This is a genomic window from Enterococcus sp. AZ163 (assembly GCF_050498925.1).
In the GTDB taxonomy this organism is placed as follows: Bacteria; Bacillota; Bacilli; order Lactobacillales; family Enterococcaceae; genus Enterococcus_A; species Enterococcus_A ferrettii.
Genome location: NZ_JBIPAO010000001.1, coordinates 1,746,430 through 1,764,007, shown reverse-complemented (window position 1 = coordinate 1,764,007; position 17,578 = coordinate 1,746,430). Strand labels below are relative to the sequence as shown.

Below are 17,578 nucleotides of genomic sequence, written 5' to 3'. Positions count from 1 at the left end.
TCCTACCTCTACATATTAGCAAATCAATTGTTAACTCTGTGTTAACTGTTAAACACTGGGAAAGGTCAAATAAAAAGTTGATCCCTTCTTCTCTTCGCTTTCCAGATAGACAAACCCTTTACACAAGCTGCAAACATGCAAGACGACGGATAACCCAATACCATAGCCATCCTGCTTCAAGCCTTGAATCCGATAGTTATGGGCAAATATTTCTGCTTGTTTCTTCTTAGGAATTCCTGCACCCTGATCGGCCACCTTCAGCAGCACACTGCCTTTTTTATTTTCTACTGAGACTTTTATCGGCTGGCCTTCACCATATTTAATAGCATTATCCACTAAATTAGAAATCGCCCGGTAAATCCAGCGGTCCTTACCGTGAATTAAAGCCGGCAGCTCTTCATCAAAGTCAAAGCTTAGCTGCTGATAATTTCGTCTGTATAAATCACAAACTTCCGCACTGATCATCGCCACATCCACCAGTTCTTCCGTTAGATCTCCTTCATTATTGGATAACGTCAAAATATCATCAATGCTGTCCGTCAAGCGATCCAAAACCTGCAGATTGGCTTGTCCCGCAGCCTCCAGCTCAAGATTGGTACGCAAAATAGCAATCGCATTTTTCTGTTCATGAGTCAGATAGCTGTTTAAACGTTTGTAGTCATTCAAATGTCCATCAAATTTCTGCTTCAAGGTCTCAAAAGCACTGGAGACTGCCTCATCCTTTACACTTCCTTGAGACAGCTGCTCGATAAAATTCAAGTCATGAGTGATCGCTAAAACCTGTGAGCCATATATTTTTCGCAGAACAGCCCAAAGCACAAAGGTCAGCAGCAAGATAACCCCACAAATGCCTAAAGCAATTGATGGTAAATATTTAAAATATTCCTTCATGTATATACTGTCCAAAGTCTCACTGCTGACTGCCAGTCTGGAAAACGCCAAATTTTCATCACTGCTGATCTCAATTTGAGTCTGCCCCACATTTTCCACAAAAAAATTGTCGCCTAAAGAATCAGCGACATTTGTTTGCACGATATTGATTCGCATCAAAACAAAGCTGGAAATCAACACCGCCGTAACTAGCAGCGAAAAGACCAGCATTACTAACGTCATCTTAAAATTTAATCGCATAATTGATACCCCTTTGTTCGAATATTTTTTAACAATTCTTTGCCTGCCGCATCGCCTAATTTCTTTTTCAAACGGGCCATATGTACGCGCAAAACTGATGAAAAAGGATCAAAATCCTCATCATAGACATGCTCCGCAATCTTCACCAAAGGAACAATCGCCGGATAATTCTCAGCAATACACAGCAAAATATCAAACTCCTTCGGCTTCAGCTCGATGACATTACCACTATAAGTAACCTCTCGACAGACCGGATTCACTACCAAATCACCAATGGTAATTTGTGGCGTTGTTCGACCATGAAAGCGACGAATGATCGCCCGTAAACGAGCATTCAGCTCCAGCAGCTCAAAAGGTTTTACCAAATAATCATCCGCCCCAAAATCCAAGCCCTTCGCCCGTTCCTGAATTTCATCTCTGGCAGTAATAATAATAATCGGGGTTTCAATCTGAGATTCTCTTAAAAAGTTAAGGATTTCCAACCCATCCTTGTCCGGCAGATTTAAGTCTAACAAAAGCGCATCGTATTGATTTACAAAAGCTTTTTCTTCCCCAGCTAAACCTGTATAAGCCACATCGACAGAAATATTTTCCCGTTCCAGTCCTGCTTTTACTGTATTCGCTAGTTCAATACTGTCTTCAATCATCAATACTCTCATTTATTAAACACTCCTTTTTCTCTTGTTTCTAAGAATAGTATAGAAGGTTTCCCTTTGTCTACGCCTTTTTATTGAAGAAATCGTGAAGATGAACCTCGTAGCAAGCTAAAAACACTTAGTTAATAGCTATCTAATCGTTTTTTGAAATAAGTCCAACTGATGACAAAAAGGAGCCAACAAAATATTCTGCTCACCCTTTTTTTCTTATGAATGAAGCTTGCTATCTCTATCCAACGCCAAACAACTAACAGTCTCTGAATTATCTCCTAATTCTTGTGTAACGATATAGTCTTCCAGTTTTGGTGTTTTTTTTATGATTCCACCGCCGAAAATGATTTCATTCGTAGAGAGCATTAAGGTCATGTTATACGTACATTGAGCTAAATAATAAGCTTCGATATCTCAATTTGGATCATCCTTAGATAAGTCTCCAGGCTTTTTGACAAGAAATGTCCAAAACTATTATTAACTATCTAATTCAGATTTAGCTGTCATTGGATTAATTAGTCATTATCAATCACTTATAACCTATTATATAATTAAAATATATAGTATTATTTTAATAAGAACACATCTGGGGATTAATAATCTATAAGAACAGGAGGGATAACGACAATTATCTTCTATTAAATACATTTGGAAAAGAGGGAGAAAATGAAAAAGTTACTAAAGCTTGGGTTGGTTTTATCATTGGGGTTGACTCTCACAGGCTGCGGTTCTGGCAACAGTGAGGAAACAATTACCCAGCAGTCGCAAACGATAGAGTCGCTGGAAAAAGAAAACAAGGAACTAACAAAAACCGTTTCATCCTTGGAGAAATCAGTTAATTCCTACAAAAAGGAAAAACAAGCAGAAACTAAGGAATCAAAAGAGTCAGAGACGGCAAAGAAAAAGCAGGCCGAGGAGGAAAAAAACAAGGCTGAGGCGGCAAAAGCAGCAGAAGAAAAAGCCAAAGCTGACGCAAAAAAAGCGGAAGAAGAACGGATCGCTGCTGAACAAGCGGAGGCGGTAAAAAAGGCCGAAGAAGAACGCATTGCTGCTGAACAAACAGAAGCTCAACGCAAAGCGGAGGAAGCTCAGGCACGCGGTCTGACCCCCTGTTCAAAATGCTACTAAAAAGTGCAAGAGACTGGTTCACCAGTTTCTTGCACTTTTTTTGATTAAATAAATTCCCGAACCGTCTCCGTCAGCAGTTCATGATCTTCATCATGCTTCAATCCCGAGACACCAATTACCCCACGTACTTCACCATTAATAATAATTGGAAAACCACCACCACAAACTGCATAATGATTATCTTCAAGCCAATCACTATACTCATCCTGATGAAAAAAGACATACAACGAAGAATGCCCGCTGTCTAAAACCGTCTTTTCTTTGCGTTTTAGCCACTTGTCTTCGGTCTTTCCATCCATTAAGTATTGGAAAATCAGCAGCTCATCCAAAAGAATACGGACACCAACACTTTTTAACTGTCGTTCCTTTACCTTTTCAACAATTCGCTGTGCAATATTAAAACCTAACTCATGGGTGAAATCCTTGAAGACCACGTCTTGCTCGTCTTGAATAACTTGCTGTTTGTCCATTCGGCAGCTCCCCTTCATTTTTAAGCAATGTCTGACGATTTATGCTATGAATGCAATTTACTATCCCTAGCCAACGCCAAGCAACCAACAGTCCCTGCATTATCTCCTAATTCTGGTGTAACGATATAGTCCTCCAGTTTTGGTGTTTTTACATAACCCTTCATCAGCTCTTCAAAGGCTTGGTAGATCTTAGGCAATAATTGTTTCTGCTTCATAATACCGCCGCCTAAAATAATCTTGTCTGGTGACAACATCAAGGTCGTATTGTAAGCACATTGTGCCAAATAATAAGCTTCGATATCCCAGTTCGGGTCATCTGCCGCTAATTCCTGACCTTTTTTACCTGCACGTTTTTCCATTGCTGGTCCTGCCGCCATGCCTTCTAGACAGGTTTTGTGGAAAGGACAATTGCCTTCAAAGGAATCGTCTGGATGGTTACGTACCAGCATATGGCCCATTTCTGGATGACTAAACCCTTCCACAAAGACACCATCCTGCAAAGCGCCACCGCCAACACCCGTTCCAACAGTATAATAAACAACACTGGAAAAGCCTTGGCCCTCACCAGCAATGTACTCGCCATAGCATGCCGCATTAACGTCCGTTGTCCAAGCCATTGGAATATCAAATTCCTTTTTCAAGGTTCCAACAAAATCAAAATTCTGCCAAGCTAGTTTCGGTGTAGAAGTAATGTAGCCATAAGTTGGTGAATCCCGGTGAATATCAATCGGACCGAAAGAGCCAATCCCAATACTTTCTAATTCAGTCTGATACTCCTTGAAGAAATCAATCACCAGCTTCATCGTTTCCTCGGGTGTGGTGGTTGGAAAGCTCGCCCGTTTTGTGATATTTAACTCATTGTCACCAATGGCACAAACAAATTTTGTTCCGCCTGCTTCAATTGCTCCGTATACCATGTTGTCACTCCTCATTTTTGATTAATTGCTGTATCTGTAAATAATTGTTTATTTTTCTGATAGTCGCTAGGTGTCATTCCCAGTTCCATCTTAAACACTTTCGCAAAATAGTTCCCATTAGAAAAGCCCACCTGTTGAGCAATTTCATCAACCGTACGCTGCCCCTCGATTAACAAAGGCAAAGACCGCACCACCCGATATCTTTTTAGATAGGCCATCGGTGAGCTGTCAAAGGCCTGCTCAAACAATCGAATACTTTTGTATTTAGACAACTGAAAGACTTCTTCGATATCGGTTAGACCAATGGCTTCCTGGTAATGTTGTTCTAAATAAGTTTTTATTTTCTCAGCTAGCGGATACTCCTCGGTTTTCTTCGTCAGCAATTCCTTTTTCAGCGCTACAATCAATTGATACGCTGCCTGGGTATTTGCAAAGAAATCCAGTTCAGGAAGTTTTCTCAATTCTTCTACTAGAGTCAACATGTGCTGCTGAAAACACTCTGAACCCTTATGATGGCTTTGATCCACTGGATAAAACCAGGGAATAATCTCTTTAGAAAACTCGAAAAATACAAACTGCCAATCCTCTTGTCCATAATAACGGCAGTCTCCTGGCACTTCAGCCAAAAAAAAGCTGCCTGCGTGTTGCTGAATCTTCTGATCAGAGGTCTCAAAAACTCCTGTCCCTGCTAATGTATATTGCAGAACGATAAGATTGTCTTTTCGTTTTCGGCTGTCCCAATAATAGTTTTTACTGGCATGCCCATAGCCGATTCCCTTTAAATAAGGCAACGAATAATGCTCCAAATAATAATAGTTATGCGAAAAATAGTTTTGCAATTTTTTACCTCATACTTACAATTATTTCTTCTTGTTTGCAACCGATCCATTGCTTATTCTTACAGTATACAGAAGAAGGGAGCAGATTTCATGCCCATTTTATACGATTTTAAAAAACAATTCTTTCATCTAACCAACTCTCAGATAAGCTACGTTATAGGAATTGAAAAGGAGCAATATCTTACACATCGCTACTATGGCAGAGCCCTGCCTTTTTATGCTGGCAGCACTGCTTTGCAACAGATTGATCGCGGTTTTGCGACTAATCCTGACGAAAACGATCGCACCTTTTCACTAAATGCATTGCCTCTGGAAACAAGCACACAAGGGACCGGGGATCATCGCATCAGCAACTATCAAATTCGTTCTGGCAACGGTTCTAATATAACCAATTTCTTTTATCGCGACCATAAAATTTCTTCTGGCAAACCGGAGTTGCCTGGTTTACCTAGCTTACGAGGAGAACAGGTGACTACGCTGGAAATCACCTTATATGATGCTGTTCAAGAACTAGAGATGGTGCTGCTTTATTCTCTTTATGAAAATCAGCCTATTATCAGTCGCAGTGTGCGTTTCAATAATTTGGGAACAGAAACGGTATTTTTAGAAAACGCCGGTTCTATGATGGTTGATTTACCCACTACAAATTTCGACTTGATTACTCTAAATGGCGCACATACAAACGAAGCCAACCTTTCGCGCCAGCCCTTGCACTCTGGCATTCAAAAAATTGAAAGCTCCCGAGGAACCAGCAGTCCTCAGCACCAGCCCTTTTTGGCCTTGGCAGATCCGAGTACAGATGAATTTCAAGGAGACGTTTACGCCTTTCATTTCATCTACAGTGGAAATTTTGCAGCGCAGGTTGAGGTTGAGCAATATGGCTCCAGTCGGGTTCAATTAGGCATTCAGCCTGAAACTTTTGAATGGTGTTTAGCTCCGACCCGCAGCTTCCAAACTCCGGAAGTAGTGATGAACTATTCAACAACTGGTTTTAATGGCCTGTCGCAAACCTTTCACCAGCTTTATCAGCAGTACTTAGTTCCGGCAGCTTGGCAAAAGCAGGAACGCCCTATTTTACTAAATACTTGGGAGGCAAATTACTTCGATTTTCATGAAGCAGATTTACTAAAGCAAGCGGATTTAGCCAAGGAAACTGGGATTGAGCTGTTTGTCCTAGACGATGGCTGGTTTGCTCAGCGCAATGATGATGCCTCTTCTTTGGGTGATTGGTTCGAAAACCTAGAAAAGTTACCTCAAGGAATTGCTGGATTGGCTGACAAAATCCATCAAAAGGGATTGAAATTTGGCCTATGGTTCGAACCGGAAATGATTTCAAGAAACAGTCAACTATTTGAAGCGCATCCTGACTGGGCTCTGCAAGTTCCAAATTATCCCTTGACTGAAGGGCGCCGTCAATATGTCTTGGATTTAAGCCAGACAGCTGTTCAAGATTTCCTAATCGAGATGTTAAGCAGCTATTTATCTACTAGTAAAATTGACTACATTAAATGGGATATGAACCGCCATCTGACTGAGGTTGGAAGCCTGGCCTTTCCAGCGAATCAGCAAAAGGAAATTCCCCATCGCTACGTATTAGGTCTCTATCGGGTCTTGGAAGTAATTACTAGTAAGTATCCCGACTGCCTATTTGAAAACTGCTCCAGCGGCGGCGGACGTTTTGATCCAGGCATGATGCATTACATGCCTCAAACTTGGACCAGTGATAACACAGATGCCCTTTGCCGCAGTCAAATTCAGTATGGCTACAGCTATTTGTATCCCCCGATTATGATGGGGGCACATGTCTCACCTGTGCCGAATCATCAGGTGGGCAGAACGACAAATTTGCAGACTCGCGCTCTAATCGCTATGAGTGGAAACTTTGGCTATGAGCTGGATTTAACCGCCTTGCCAGCAAGTGAACAGGAAGAAATTACTCAGCAAATTGCTTTTTATAAAGAGCATCGCTCCCTATTCCAGTTTGGCCGCTTCTACCGCCTGCAGCCAGCTAACGAGTTCTTTGCGACAGCCTGGTTGATTGTCAACGAAGAAGAAGCGGCAGTTGTCTACTTTAACGGACTAGCACGACCAGCTGTACCTGTAAATTATTTGAAGCTTCATTACCTTGAGGATTCAGCCATTTATGAAGATCTGACAACTGGTCAACAAATCTCTGGTGCTGAATTAAACCACGCCGGGATTACTATTCCTCGAATTAAGGAAGATTTTGCGACACTGCTTTTCCACTGGAAAAAGTATTAAACCAAAGATTCCCTTGCCGCTATTGAACAGCTGCAAGGGAATTTTTTATTTATGGCGTTTCACAGCAAATGCTTCGTAAGGCTTTAATTGAGTCCATTGCTGAGAGCGTTCAGGATAGTTATGAATTAGTTCTTCAGCAACTAGCCAGTCCTGACCCTCTAAACTATAGCTTTGAGTTTCCTTAGAGAAATTAACGACGACCAATATCTCCTCACTGTCATCGAAACGTCGGTAAGCCAATACCTCAGGATTATCGGTAGCAACAGTCTCATAGCCACCAGTCACAATAACCCTGTGTTGTTTTCTTAGCTGAATCAGTTTTTGGTACGTATAGAAAAGAGAGTCTTTGTCAGCCAAAGCTGCTTCAACATTAATCGTCAAATAATTCGAATGAACCGGCAACCAAGGTTTAGCTTCGCTAAATCCAGCATTTGTCTGCTGATTCCATTGCATAGGGTGACGAGCATTGTCCCGTCCCTTAGCATTAATAGAAGTAATCACGTCTTCTACTGAGTAACCTTCTGCCACTCGGTGATTATAGGTTCGAATGCTTTCAATATCATCCACCTCATCAATCGACTGAATCGGGTAGTTGATCATCCCAATTTCTTCTCCTTGGTAAATGTAAGGCGTTCCCTTCATAAAATGAAGATAGATCGCCAGCATTTTGCCGCTTAATTCCCGAAATTCCGGTGAGTCATCTCCCCAGCGAGAAATAATTCGTGGCAAATCATGATTGTTCCAAAACAGCGAATTCCAACCTTTTTGATCTAGCTGAATTTGCCACTTAGAGAAGACTTCATGCAGCTCATGAGGGTTCAATTTCTTCAAATCCCATTTACGTTTGCCAGTCTGTTTATCTAGATTGATATGCTCAAATTGAAAGACCATCGACAATTCATTGCGTTCAGGTCCCGAATACAGCTCTGCAATTTCAGGAGTTGCTCCCCAGGTTTCGCCAACAGTCAATACATCGTATTTACCAAAGGTCTTCTGATTCATTTCCTGCAATAGCTCGTGCAGCTTGGGTCCATTTTTAGTAATACCGCGATCCGGCTCTTTCCCAATTAAGTCAATTACATCTAAACGAAATCCACCAATCCCTTTAGCCAACCAATAGTTCATCATGTCCCAAATCGCCTGCTTCATCTTGGGGTTTTCCCAATTCAAATCCGGCTGTTTTTTCGAGTGAAGATGCAAATAGTATTCGTCCAAATGAGGTACATAGGTCCATGCTGAGCTGGTGAAGTTCGACTGTAAATCATTGGGTGGGCCGCCATCAACGCCTTTACGCCAGACATAAAAATCATAGTAAGGATTGTCTGGTCCTTTTAGCGCCTCTTGAAACCAAGGGTGTTCATCTGAGGTATGATTCACCACCAAGTCCATCACAATTTTAATGTTACGCTTTCCAGCTTCTTCAATCAGCCGATCCATATCCTCCATCGTGCCATATTCCGGACCGATGGCTTCATAGTCACTAATATCATACCCATTATCGTCATTAGGCGAACGATAAACAGGGCTCAACCACAGAGCATCGACACCCAAAAGGGCTAGATAATCTAGCCGTTGGGTGATACCATTCAGATCGCCAATTCCATCGTTGTTGCTGTCCTGAAAACTGCGAGGATAAATCTGATAAATGACTGCTTCTTGCCACCATGTATTAGTCATACGCTACGCTCACTGCTACTAAATCATCACCAGCAGAAACCTGAGTCTTGTCTAAAACAGCCACTTCTCCGTAAGCTGCCGTGTTGGTTACTAGAAGCATAACTGTATCGTCGTAGCCAGCTTCTTTAATTGCTGCGCGATCAAAGGTTCCCAAAAGTTCGCCCTTTGTTACTCGTTCACCACGTTTTTTGTTGGTGGTAAAGAACTTGCCTGCTAGATTTACCGTATCAATCCCAATGTGAATTAGAATTTCTGCTCCATTATCTGATTGGATGCCATAAGCATGCATAGAATCATACATTACGGTCAATACGCCATCTGCGGGTGCAAATACTTGGTTATCTTCTGGAATAACTGCGCTTCCTTTACCCATCATTTCCGTTGAAAACACGGGATCATTGACCTCTTTTAAAGGAACAACTTTTCCAGCAACAGCAGTAGCAAGTACTTCATCTTGGAGGATTACTGCCTGATCAGGATTTTCATTAATTGCGACAGCTGCTTCCCCATCTGCTGTTTCAGTTACTGGAACATCCATTTTGTTTTTCCCATAAATGAAGGTTAAAGTAAAGCCCAGAACAAAGCTGATAACTACCCCGATCATAAAGAACGGAATCGATTTAGGTGCAATAGAGATAAACCCGATCACGCTGGCTGGTCCCATTGCGACAGATAATACATGGAAAATACCTAAAGATACACTGGCAACTCCAGAAGCAATCATGGCACAAATGAACGGGAACTTCAGCTTCAAGTTAATCCCGAAGATAGCCGGTTCAGTAATCCCTAGTAAAGCAGAAATACTTGCTGAAGAAGCCAAGCTCTTTTGTTTTTCATTCTTTGTTAAAACAAAGATGGCTAAGGTTGCTGCACCTTGCGCAATGTTGGCCATTGAGGCAACCGGAAAAATAAATGATCCGCCCGTACGAGCAACATCTGCCAGCAAGGTCGTTTCAATCGCAGGGAAGCTTTGGTGCAACCCAGTAATAACAATTGGTGAATAGAACAAGCCAAAGATTCCTAAGCCAAGTGCTCCAGTTGTATTGTATAACCAAACTAAGCCATCCGTTAAGCCATCAGAAACGGTCCGCATCACTGGTCCCACGATAATAAAAGTCAAAAATCCGGTAATAATAATAGCTAACATCGGTGTAAAAGTATAATCAAAGGCCGCTGAGATTTTCTTGTGGAAGAATTTTTCCAGCGTAGCTAAAATCCAAGAAACTGCCAGTACTGGCAACACTGATCCTTGATAACCTGCTTGAGCAACCTCTAAACCAAATATATTCCAATAAGGCATCGTACCTTCTGCAATCGCATTTGCGACACCGTAACCATTGATCAGGTCAGGCATAACCATGACCATCCCCATAGCGGCTCCGAGATAACCATTTCCGCCAAAGCGTTTCGTGGCTGAGAAACCAACTAGGATTGGCAAGAAGGCAAAAGGTGCAGAAGACAGCAGATTAATAATGCTGGCAACATCCTTAATATTAGGAAACATTTCAACCACTGATTGAGGGCCAAATAAATTAGGTGAGGTTAAGACATTGTTGATAGCCATTAACAAACCGCCAGCAACTAAAGCCGGAACAATTGGAACAAAAATATCAGATAATACCTTGATGAAGGCCATCACCGGGTTCGTCTTTTTCCCTTCAGCTGCTACAGCTTTCAAATCCTCTGTAGACGCTTCCTTTACATTGGTTAATTTAACCAATTCTGCATAAACTTTATTCACGTCTCCCGGTCCAATAATGATTTGGAATTGTCCGTTGGCTTCAAAGGTTCCTTTAACATCCTCGTTATTATCCAAAGCAGCATGGTCAACCTTGCTGGGATCTTTTAAGACTAAACGTAAACGTGTGGCACAGTGAGCAGCGGCTTGAATATTCCCCTCTCCGACTGCTTTGTTTACCTCTTGTGCTACCTTTTGATGATTCATAAATAAGCTCCTTCCCATGTAATCGCTTTTTTCATACCTATCATACAAAGATTTTCCCGAATTGTCAAACGTTTATCAAAAATATTTTTATTAAATCTTAAATCCCTTTATTTAATAGAGTTACGCGTGTACCAGAAATGATATACGTTTGACAAAAGTGTTCCGATGCAGTATCTTATTAGCGAAGGAATACGTTTTCTAAAAAGGGGAATTTACAAATGGAATTAATAAAAAACTGGACCGATGCGCTGCGCTATCAGCCTTATTGGCAATGGGACAAACAGTATCAGAAGCTGTTGACTGAAACGGTGAACCACTCTAAGTGGCGCCAGAATTATCATATTCAAGCCGAGAGCGGTCTTCTAAATGATCCTAATGGCTTTTCCTATTTCAATGGACAATGGCATCTCTTTTACCAGATATATCCAATGGGACCGGTGCATGGAGTAAAATCCTGGTACCATGTTTCGTCTGATAATCTGGTTGATTGGCAGCCAGAAGGATTCGCTCTTTTACCTGATATGACCTATGACAGTCATGGTGTTTATTCAGGTTCAGGGATTGTAATAGACGATGAACTGATACTTGCCTATACGGGAAATGTACGTGATCAGGATTGGCAAAGAAAGTCTTATCAAATGCTGGCCGCAATGAACAAGCAAGGCGAAATCACTAAACAGGATAAACCATTTATTTCTGCTCCGCCAAAAGGCTATACTCATGAGTTTCGCGACCCGCAGGTATTCAAGTATCAAGAGCAATACTGGCTGTTGATCGGTGCACAGACCGACCAGCTTAAAGGAAAAGTACTGGCTTATGCTGGAGACACCTTGGAAAAGCTTGAATTTAAGGGTGAACTGCACTTTACCGATCAATCGATGGGCTTTATGGTGGAATGTCCTAATTTAGTATTTATTGAAGAAACACCAGTACTTCTTTTCTGCCCTCAAGGCTTAGACAAAGAAGTACTGGATTACCAAAATATCTACCCGAATACCTATATTGTTGCTGAAACCTTTGATCCTGAAACGTTGACTCTCACCCAGCCAAAGGCACTGAAAAATCTGGATGAAGGTTTTGATGTCTATGCGACCCAAGCGTTTAATGCTCCTGATGGCCGAGCTTTAGCCGTCAGCTGGGTTGGCATGCCCGAGACTGCTTATCCTAGCGACCGTGAAGGCTGGGCACATTGTTTGAGCATTGTTAAAGAACTAAAGCTAAAGAATGGTCATTTATGCCAAACACCGATTAAAGAACAAGCTGAACTGCGTCAAGAACAAACAGCACTTGCAGGAGAACTGACTTCGCAGCCTGCTGTTTTAATGCAAGCAACCAACAATTGTTATGAAGTAATTTTGAAATTTACTGCCGGTAGTCAAGGGAAGCTTCATTTGTTTGCTGACCAAGAGCTGAATCACTCATTAGTTATCGATTTTGATACAAAAAATGGTATGATTAAGATGGATCGCACAAACGCCGGCAGTCCTTTTGCCCAAGAATACGGAACTACGCGTTCTGTTTCCATCGAAAAAAATCAGCCGCTTACTCTGCAGCTCTTCGTTGACCAATCTGTTTGCGAATTATTTATCAACGGAGGGCAACAGGTTGCAACAGCTCGCATCTTTCCTGGTGAAGGAGAAGATGGCGTAGTGATTGAAGGAGCAGCTGGTTCCTATGCTGGTGATTTCTGGCGTTTGCGCAGCATGAAAAACGACTAAGGAGTGCAAGCGATGGCAATCAAGTTAACCGATGTTGCTAAAAAAGCAGGCGTTTCTCCCACGACTGTTTCCCGTGTCATCAATAATTACGGGTCATTAAGTCAAAAGACCATTGATAAGGTTCAGGCAGCTATGGAGGAATTGAACTATCAGCCCAATTCTCTTGCCCGTTCTTTGCAAGGAAAAAATACCCAGCTGATTGGGGTCATTTTCCCAACGGTTTCGAACCCATTTTTTGGTGAATTAGTGGATAAACTGGAAACCACATTGTTCGAGCAAGGCTACAAAACAATTCTTTGCAATAGTGCTAACAACAAAGAAAAGGAACGAGCTTACATTAATATGCTGGCAGCCAATCGGGTAGATGGTATCATCGCTGGTGCCCATAACTTGGGAATTAAGGAGTATGAAAACATCGGCCTGCCGATTGTCTCCTTTGACCGTTACCTATCGGAAAGTATTCCGATTATCGGCAGCGACAACTTCCGCGGCGGTTATCTAGCAACCGAGAATTTGTATCTGCGCGGCTGCCGTAAAATTGGCATTCTGACCGGAAGTCTGAAATCCAGCTCGCCCACTAATGGACGATTAGAAGGGTATGAACAGTTCCTGCAGAAAAAAAAATTAGATTCACGTATTTTTGCGATTGATTCTCGAGCCAGCTCGATGGCTTTGAAGACGCTAGAGATTAAACGAATTTTGGAAAAGGAAGACCTGGACAGCCTCTTTTGTACGGATGATTTAACCGCTATTCTGGTTTACAACATTTGTCAAGAAATGCAGATTTCAATTCCAGAAGACATGAAGCTGATCGGCTATGATGGAACCAAATTTGTCCAAAATTATTTCCCACAGTTATCAACAATTGCTCAGCCGATTTCTGATTTTGCTGATTTGCTGGTCGATTTGCTGATTCAGCGGATTAACAATCCAGAAAAAATGCTGGAACAGCAGTATTCCCTGCCCGTGAAGCTGATTCAAGGCAGGACAACCTAGATTAAAAAGGGGATTGCGATGCTCACGAAAAATTCTCTGGCAGCCTATCCTGCGCTGCATCGGATTATTAGCCGCGGGATAGATTTTATTTACCTCCAGCCTCATCCAGCTTTAAAAAAATTTATTTCTAATTACACCCTTACCTTTCCCAGCGAGGAAATGCTATCAGAGGATTACACCGTAATTCCTCATGGCTGCTCCACGCTGGTTTTTGGCTGCGATCAAAGGGGCATCGATGCCGTTTTATTAGGACCGGCTACCCAACCTGTCACTGTCGGCGATCGCGCTCGAACCTTTGATTTAGTGTTTATCGTTGAATTTCAGCCAGCAGGTTTGTACCAATTCACAGGAATTCCCCAAAAAGAATTAGCGGACCGACAGCTGCCTTTTTCCTTTGTCCAGCCTCAGTTGCATCAATTGATTCAACAGCTGCTGGAAACTAGCGACAATCTTTTTAATTTCATCGCTTCCATTGATCAGCTGCTTTTGATTAATATGCAAAATGATTGCCCGCAGTCCTTAACCACTGCTGCTGCCGCTGTCCTAAAAAGCCAAGGTACACTATCAATCAAACGGCTTGCTGAACAGACTTTCTACAGCGAACGCCAGTTGAACCGCTTAGCCAACCAACATCTAGGAATGAGTGTGAAGTCTTTTTCTCGTTTAGTTCGAGTGAATCGAGCAGTTACCTTGCTGGAAAATACTTATAACAGCTTAGCTATGATTTATCGTCAAACAGGCTACTACGATCTGCCCCATTTTATTCATGATTTTAAAACCACCTGTGCCCTTACTCCTGAAGAGTATCGCAAAAAGATGTCCGATTTTTACAGTCAAATCGCCAAATTTTAGGCTATAGTGAAGAAAAGAAAGGATAGAACAGGTGATGTCAATGAATTATGGTGGAACACTCTTAGCCGTTTCCGATCTGGCAAAGGCTAAAGACTTTTATGAAAACGTGATGGAACAAAAAGTAGTCATGGATATCTTCGCCCATGTAACTTTTGAAGGAGGTTTCTCTTTGCAGGAGGATTATGCAGGTTTAGTTGGAACAGACTTGGTAATGAAACCTCAACCCAATAACTTCCAACTGTATTTTGAGGTAGAAGATTTACAGGCCTGGGAAGAAAAGCTTTCAGCGGTGGAAGGAATCGAATTTCTGCATAAAAGTAAAGAATACCCTTGGGGACAAAAAGTCATGCGGATTTATGATTTGGATAAATATATTGTAGAAGTATCTGAAAGCATGGAATCCGTGGTCAAGCGTTTGCTGGCTGAAGGAGTATCTCCGGAAGAAACTGCCAAACGTACCATGTTTCCTCTTGAATTTGTTCAACAGTTTATCTAAAGACTATTCTCATTAGAGCTCCGAAAGATCGAATCTGTAGCGCTCTAATGAGAATTAAAGATTTTGATAAAAGCGAACAGAATTATACATTTAGGTTAACAAATTGGGATTACTTGCTTTTTACGAATAAGAAAAAAGGCGGCCATCAAAGGGACTCCAGCTCCAACTAATAAAGTTATACACACTTCACCAACTGATAGCGAAGCAGTCACAATAGAGGTTGCATTATCTGTAAATAATACTTGCGGAAACAGCGCAAAGAAATTCGTTAACGTATGAACACAAATAAGACCGCTTAGATTATGATTTTTCCAATAAAGTGTCGCAAATAATACCTCCGAGCAAGTCGCATTTATAACTTGCATTAAGACATTTAAGAGAGGAAAGGTTGGCAAGTTAACTAAATGAACGAATCCAAAAATCAATGCGGACAAAAGAATAGAGCGAAAGACACCACTTTTTTTTGCTTCAAACGTTTCATACAAACAATTAAAAACGACCCCTCGGTACAATAATTCTTCAACCGCCCCTACAAGAAACATATTCAACATAAAGACTGCACTATCAGAAAATGCTGGAAAGGTTTGTTCAGAGAATGATGCCCCATTCGTTAATAGAGCGGAGCCTACTCCGATAAGGACTAAGGGACTTCCCCAAAGTAATGTCGCAAAAAACGCTTGTCCTCTCCCGTCATTAACTGAGAAAAAGCCTTTATCCTTTATCAGCAGCAATAATCCAAGAATCACAACAATTCTAGATACTGCAAAATCTTTCCCTCCTAATGCATTTTGATCCGTATCAATAGAAGTAACCACCAAAACAACCAATACCAAAATTACGGAAAACAGAACAGGATAACGCGTAGATAAACTCTTCTCTTTAAACATCTTCTCTCTTCCTCTCCATAAATGACACATTTGTATCTTTTTGTTCTATTCATTATAATTACAGTAGATTCACTGCGTCAATATTCTCGTGACAACTTACACAGAGCAGTGAATTATGTGTCATTTTTTGAATGATGGGAGGAAGCTAGGATGACTAAAATTAATCCTTCAGTTACAAGATCGAAACAAATGATAACCCAAGCCCTGATTGATTTAATGGGCGAAAAAGCCTACACAAAAATCACAATCACCGAAATCGTGACTACAGCCCAAATCGCGAGAAAAACATTCTATCGTAATTTTACTTCAAAGGATGAAGTACTTGCTGAGTACATTGAAGTACTTTTCAAGCAATATCAGAACCAGCTTTCACACTCTTCCGTGTTTACAATCCACGAGGCAGTCTTGACTTATTTTACTTTTTGGCAAAATCACCGCGTGTTTATCCAGTTGTTGATACAGAATAATTTGGCACATCTCGTGCTGGAAGCATATGAAAAATATTTACCAATCATCGACAAAATCCATCAACATAGTGACTTAGCACAATCTGATTATTACGATTATTCAATTGCATTTTCAGCGGGTGGCTTTTGGTGGTTATTATGTACTTGGATAAGAAAAGGTGCAGTAGAGTCACCTAAAGAAATGGCGGATTATTATGTTCGCGTATGTTGCTAAATCTCAAGCTTATTTGGTACTGTCCTATTAGTCATGCTGAAGACCTTATTCAATTTATATCTTTTAAATTTAACTAGATTTAGGACGAAGAAACAGCAGATCAATCCGCTGTTTCTTCGTCCTAAATTAGAGCATCTTCTTTTTGCTTTCTTGATAAAAATTAAAAATACCCATGATATGGTCGTTGCACCACACTAGTGTATACCCAATGGATCAAAGTAATAAAGTCAAATACTGCTAATCCAGTTGCCTGCTGCAACGCGCACGCATAAGGTGGCAGATCACTACACTCCAGTAAGATTGCACCGATCTCAGGATACTCAGCCAGCTTCTCCTGAACTATTGCCACCAAGTCCAGTGTCAACTGTTGATTATTTAACTCTGTTTTACCCCAGCGGATCGGTGCAAAGCTTGACAAAGAACCGATCTCGCAAATTAGACAATCCTCCAATTGAGCACCAGATTTCTGAAAAAACTCTGCTGTTACATCCTCCCCGCTAGCTACTAAGGTAAGAATCTTTTGCTGCGGTTTCAATCCTAGCTTAATTAAAGGTACCTGACTGATGCTAGACATAAAAACAGGAATATCTACAGCCTCCGCTACTACTTGTTGGAAATGCCCAAAATAACCACAAGCGCCAACAATTGCTCGTACGCCACGATGCGCTAATTTTTCAGCTGCGGTAATGATTTGCTTCTTAATTTCAGCTGATCCTGCAAACAGCTCTTCGATCTCAAACTCAACCACCTCATACAAAACGGGAAAAGGAAATGTTGTTGCATTGGCTACATTTCCCGGAAGTTTAGGATAGTTTAGATTCACAGCAATGATTCCGATCGCATAACCAGCGAACGGCGCAGCCGGTACTCGATGAACCCCTTGCAGTTCAGACTGTTGATTCAAGGTCCCTTTCCAATGCATCCTTCACCCT

17 protein-coding genes are annotated in these 17,578 nt (G+C 41.4%); 7 read left to right on the top strand and 10 right to left on the bottom strand.

Features of this window, described 5'->3' with window-relative positions:
* Positions 1 to 48: 48 nt before the first annotated feature.
* The 3 genes from IGI46_RS08340 to IGI46_RS08330 form a co-directional block, all read right to left on the bottom strand.
* Positions 49 to 1,131 (bottom strand): sensor histidine kinase, encoded by a 1,083-nt coding sequence (locus IGI46_RS08340; RefSeq protein WP_429962878.1) that lies wholly within the window; start codon positions 1,129 to 1,131, stop codon positions 49 to 51.
* On the bottom strand, positions 1,122 to 1,790 hold the full coding sequence (locus tag IGI46_RS08335) for a response regulator transcription factor (protein WP_207701468.1): 669 nt from the start codon (positions 1,788 to 1,790) through the stop codon (positions 1,122 to 1,124). Before IGI46_RS08335 ends, IGI46_RS08340 begins: the two co-directional genes overlap by 10 nt.
* Positions 1,791 to 1,994: 204 nt before the next feature.
* A complete protein-coding gene (locus IGI46_RS08330; RefSeq protein ID WP_429973226.1) occupies positions 1,995 to 2,153 on the bottom strand; it encodes a hypothetical protein in 159 nt (52 codons plus the stop codon).
* A gap of 291 nt (positions 2,154 to 2,444) precedes the next feature.
* Between IGI46_RS08330 and IGI46_RS08325 the strand changes: the two genes are divergently transcribed.
* A complete protein-coding gene (locus IGI46_RS08325) occupies positions 2,445 to 2,906 on the top strand; it encodes a hypothetical protein (protein ID WP_429962877.1) in 462 nt (153 codons plus the stop codon).
* 44 nt (positions 2,907 to 2,950) lie between these two features.
* Here IGI46_RS08325 and IGI46_RS08320 read toward each other — a convergent pair whose 3' ends face one another.
* From IGI46_RS08320 to IGI46_RS08310, 3 genes are read right to left on the bottom strand one after another with little or no spacing between them, the layout of a single operon-like run.
* Positions 2,951 to 3,376: a heme-binding protein gene (locus IGI46_RS08320; RefSeq protein WP_429962876.1), complete on the bottom strand. Its 426-nt coding sequence runs from the start codon at positions 3,374 to 3,376 to the stop codon at positions 2,951 to 2,953.
* A gap of 44 nt (positions 3,377 to 3,420) precedes the next feature.
* The gene (locus IGI46_RS08315; protein ID WP_429962875.1) at positions 3,421 to 4,293 is read right to left on the bottom strand and encodes an ROK family protein; all 873 of its coding nucleotides are present in this window, start codon (positions 4,291 to 4,293) and stop codon (positions 3,421 to 3,423) included.
* An 11-nt stretch (positions 4,294 to 4,304) separates the two neighbouring features.
* A complete protein-coding gene (locus IGI46_RS08310) occupies positions 4,305 to 5,132 on the bottom strand; it encodes an AraC family transcriptional regulator (RefSeq protein ID WP_429962874.1) in 828 nt (275 codons plus the stop codon).
* Between the two features lie 90 nt (positions 5,133 to 5,222).
* Here IGI46_RS08310 and IGI46_RS08305 point away from each other — a divergent pair, with 90 nt between their 5' ends.
* A complete protein-coding gene (locus IGI46_RS08305) occupies positions 5,223 to 7,394 on the top strand; it encodes an alpha-galactosidase (RefSeq protein ID WP_429962873.1) in 2,172 nt (723 codons plus the stop codon).
* A 45-nt stretch (positions 7,395 to 7,439) separates the two neighbouring features.
* Here IGI46_RS08305 and IGI46_RS08300 read toward each other — a convergent pair whose 3' ends face one another.
* Both IGI46_RS08300 and IGI46_RS08295 read right to left on the bottom strand, forming a co-directional pair.
* Complete coding sequence (locus IGI46_RS08300) at positions 7,440 to 9,071, bottom strand: glycoside hydrolase family 13 protein (RefSeq protein ID WP_429962872.1); 1,632 nt, start codon at positions 9,069 to 9,071, stop codon at positions 7,440 to 7,442.
* Complete coding sequence (locus IGI46_RS08295; protein WP_429962871.1) at positions 9,064 to 11,016, bottom strand: sucrose-specific PTS transporter subunit IIBC; 1,953 nt, start codon at positions 11,014 to 11,016, stop codon at positions 9,064 to 9,066. The genes IGI46_RS08300 and IGI46_RS08295 overlap by 8 nt, the downstream gene beginning before the upstream one ends.
* 218 nt (positions 11,017 to 11,234) lie before the next feature.
* Between IGI46_RS08295 and IGI46_RS08290 the strand changes: the two genes are divergently transcribed.
* From IGI46_RS08290 to IGI46_RS08275, 4 genes are read left to right on the top strand one after another with little or no spacing between them, the layout of a single operon-like run.
* Positions 11,235 to 12,734: a sucrose-6-phosphate hydrolase gene (locus IGI46_RS08290; protein ID WP_429973225.1), complete on the top strand. Its 1,500-nt coding sequence runs from the start codon at positions 11,235 to 11,237 to the stop codon at positions 12,732 to 12,734.
* Positions 12,735 to 12,746: 12 nt separating this feature from the next.
* Entirely contained in the window at positions 12,747 to 13,730 is a 984-nt protein-coding gene (locus tag IGI46_RS08285) for a LacI family DNA-binding transcriptional regulator (RefSeq protein ID WP_429962869.1), read from the top strand.
* An 18-nt stretch (positions 13,731 to 13,748) separates the two neighbouring features.
* Positions 13,749 to 14,582, top strand: coding sequence for a helix-turn-helix domain-containing protein (locus IGI46_RS08280; RefSeq protein WP_429962868.1), 834 nt, complete (start codon positions 13,749 to 13,751; stop codon positions 14,580 to 14,582).
* 40 nt (positions 14,583 to 14,622) lie between these two features.
* Positions 14,623 to 15,078, top strand: a complete 456-nt coding sequence (locus tag IGI46_RS08275; protein WP_207701526.1) for a VOC family protein — start codon at positions 14,623 to 14,625, stop codon at positions 15,076 to 15,078.
* A gap of 95 nt (positions 15,079 to 15,173) precedes the next feature.
* Here the strand turns inward: IGI46_RS08275 and IGI46_RS08270 are convergent, their stop codons facing one another.
* Positions 15,174 to 15,965 carry a CPBP family intramembrane glutamic endopeptidase gene (locus tag IGI46_RS08270; RefSeq protein WP_429962867.1) on the bottom strand — a complete coding sequence of 264 codons (792 nt, stop codon included), beginning with the start codon at positions 15,963 to 15,965 and terminating at the stop codon, positions 15,174 to 15,176.
* 150 nt (positions 15,966 to 16,115) lie between these two features.
* Between IGI46_RS08270 and IGI46_RS08265 the strand changes: the two genes are divergently transcribed.
* The gene (locus IGI46_RS08265; protein ID WP_429962866.1) at positions 16,116 to 16,646 is read left to right on the top strand and encodes a TetR/AcrR family transcriptional regulator; all 531 of its coding nucleotides are present in this window, start codon (positions 16,116 to 16,118) and stop codon (positions 16,644 to 16,646) included.
* Positions 16,647 to 16,806: 160 nt separating this feature from the next.
* Here the strand turns inward: IGI46_RS08265 and IGI46_RS08260 are convergent, their stop codons facing one another.
* On the bottom strand, positions 16,807 to 17,568 hold the full coding sequence (locus IGI46_RS08260) for an aspartate/glutamate racemase family protein (RefSeq protein WP_429962865.1): 762 nt from the start codon (positions 17,566 to 17,568) through the stop codon (positions 16,807 to 16,809).
* Positions 17,569 to 17,578: the final 10 nt, after the last annotated feature.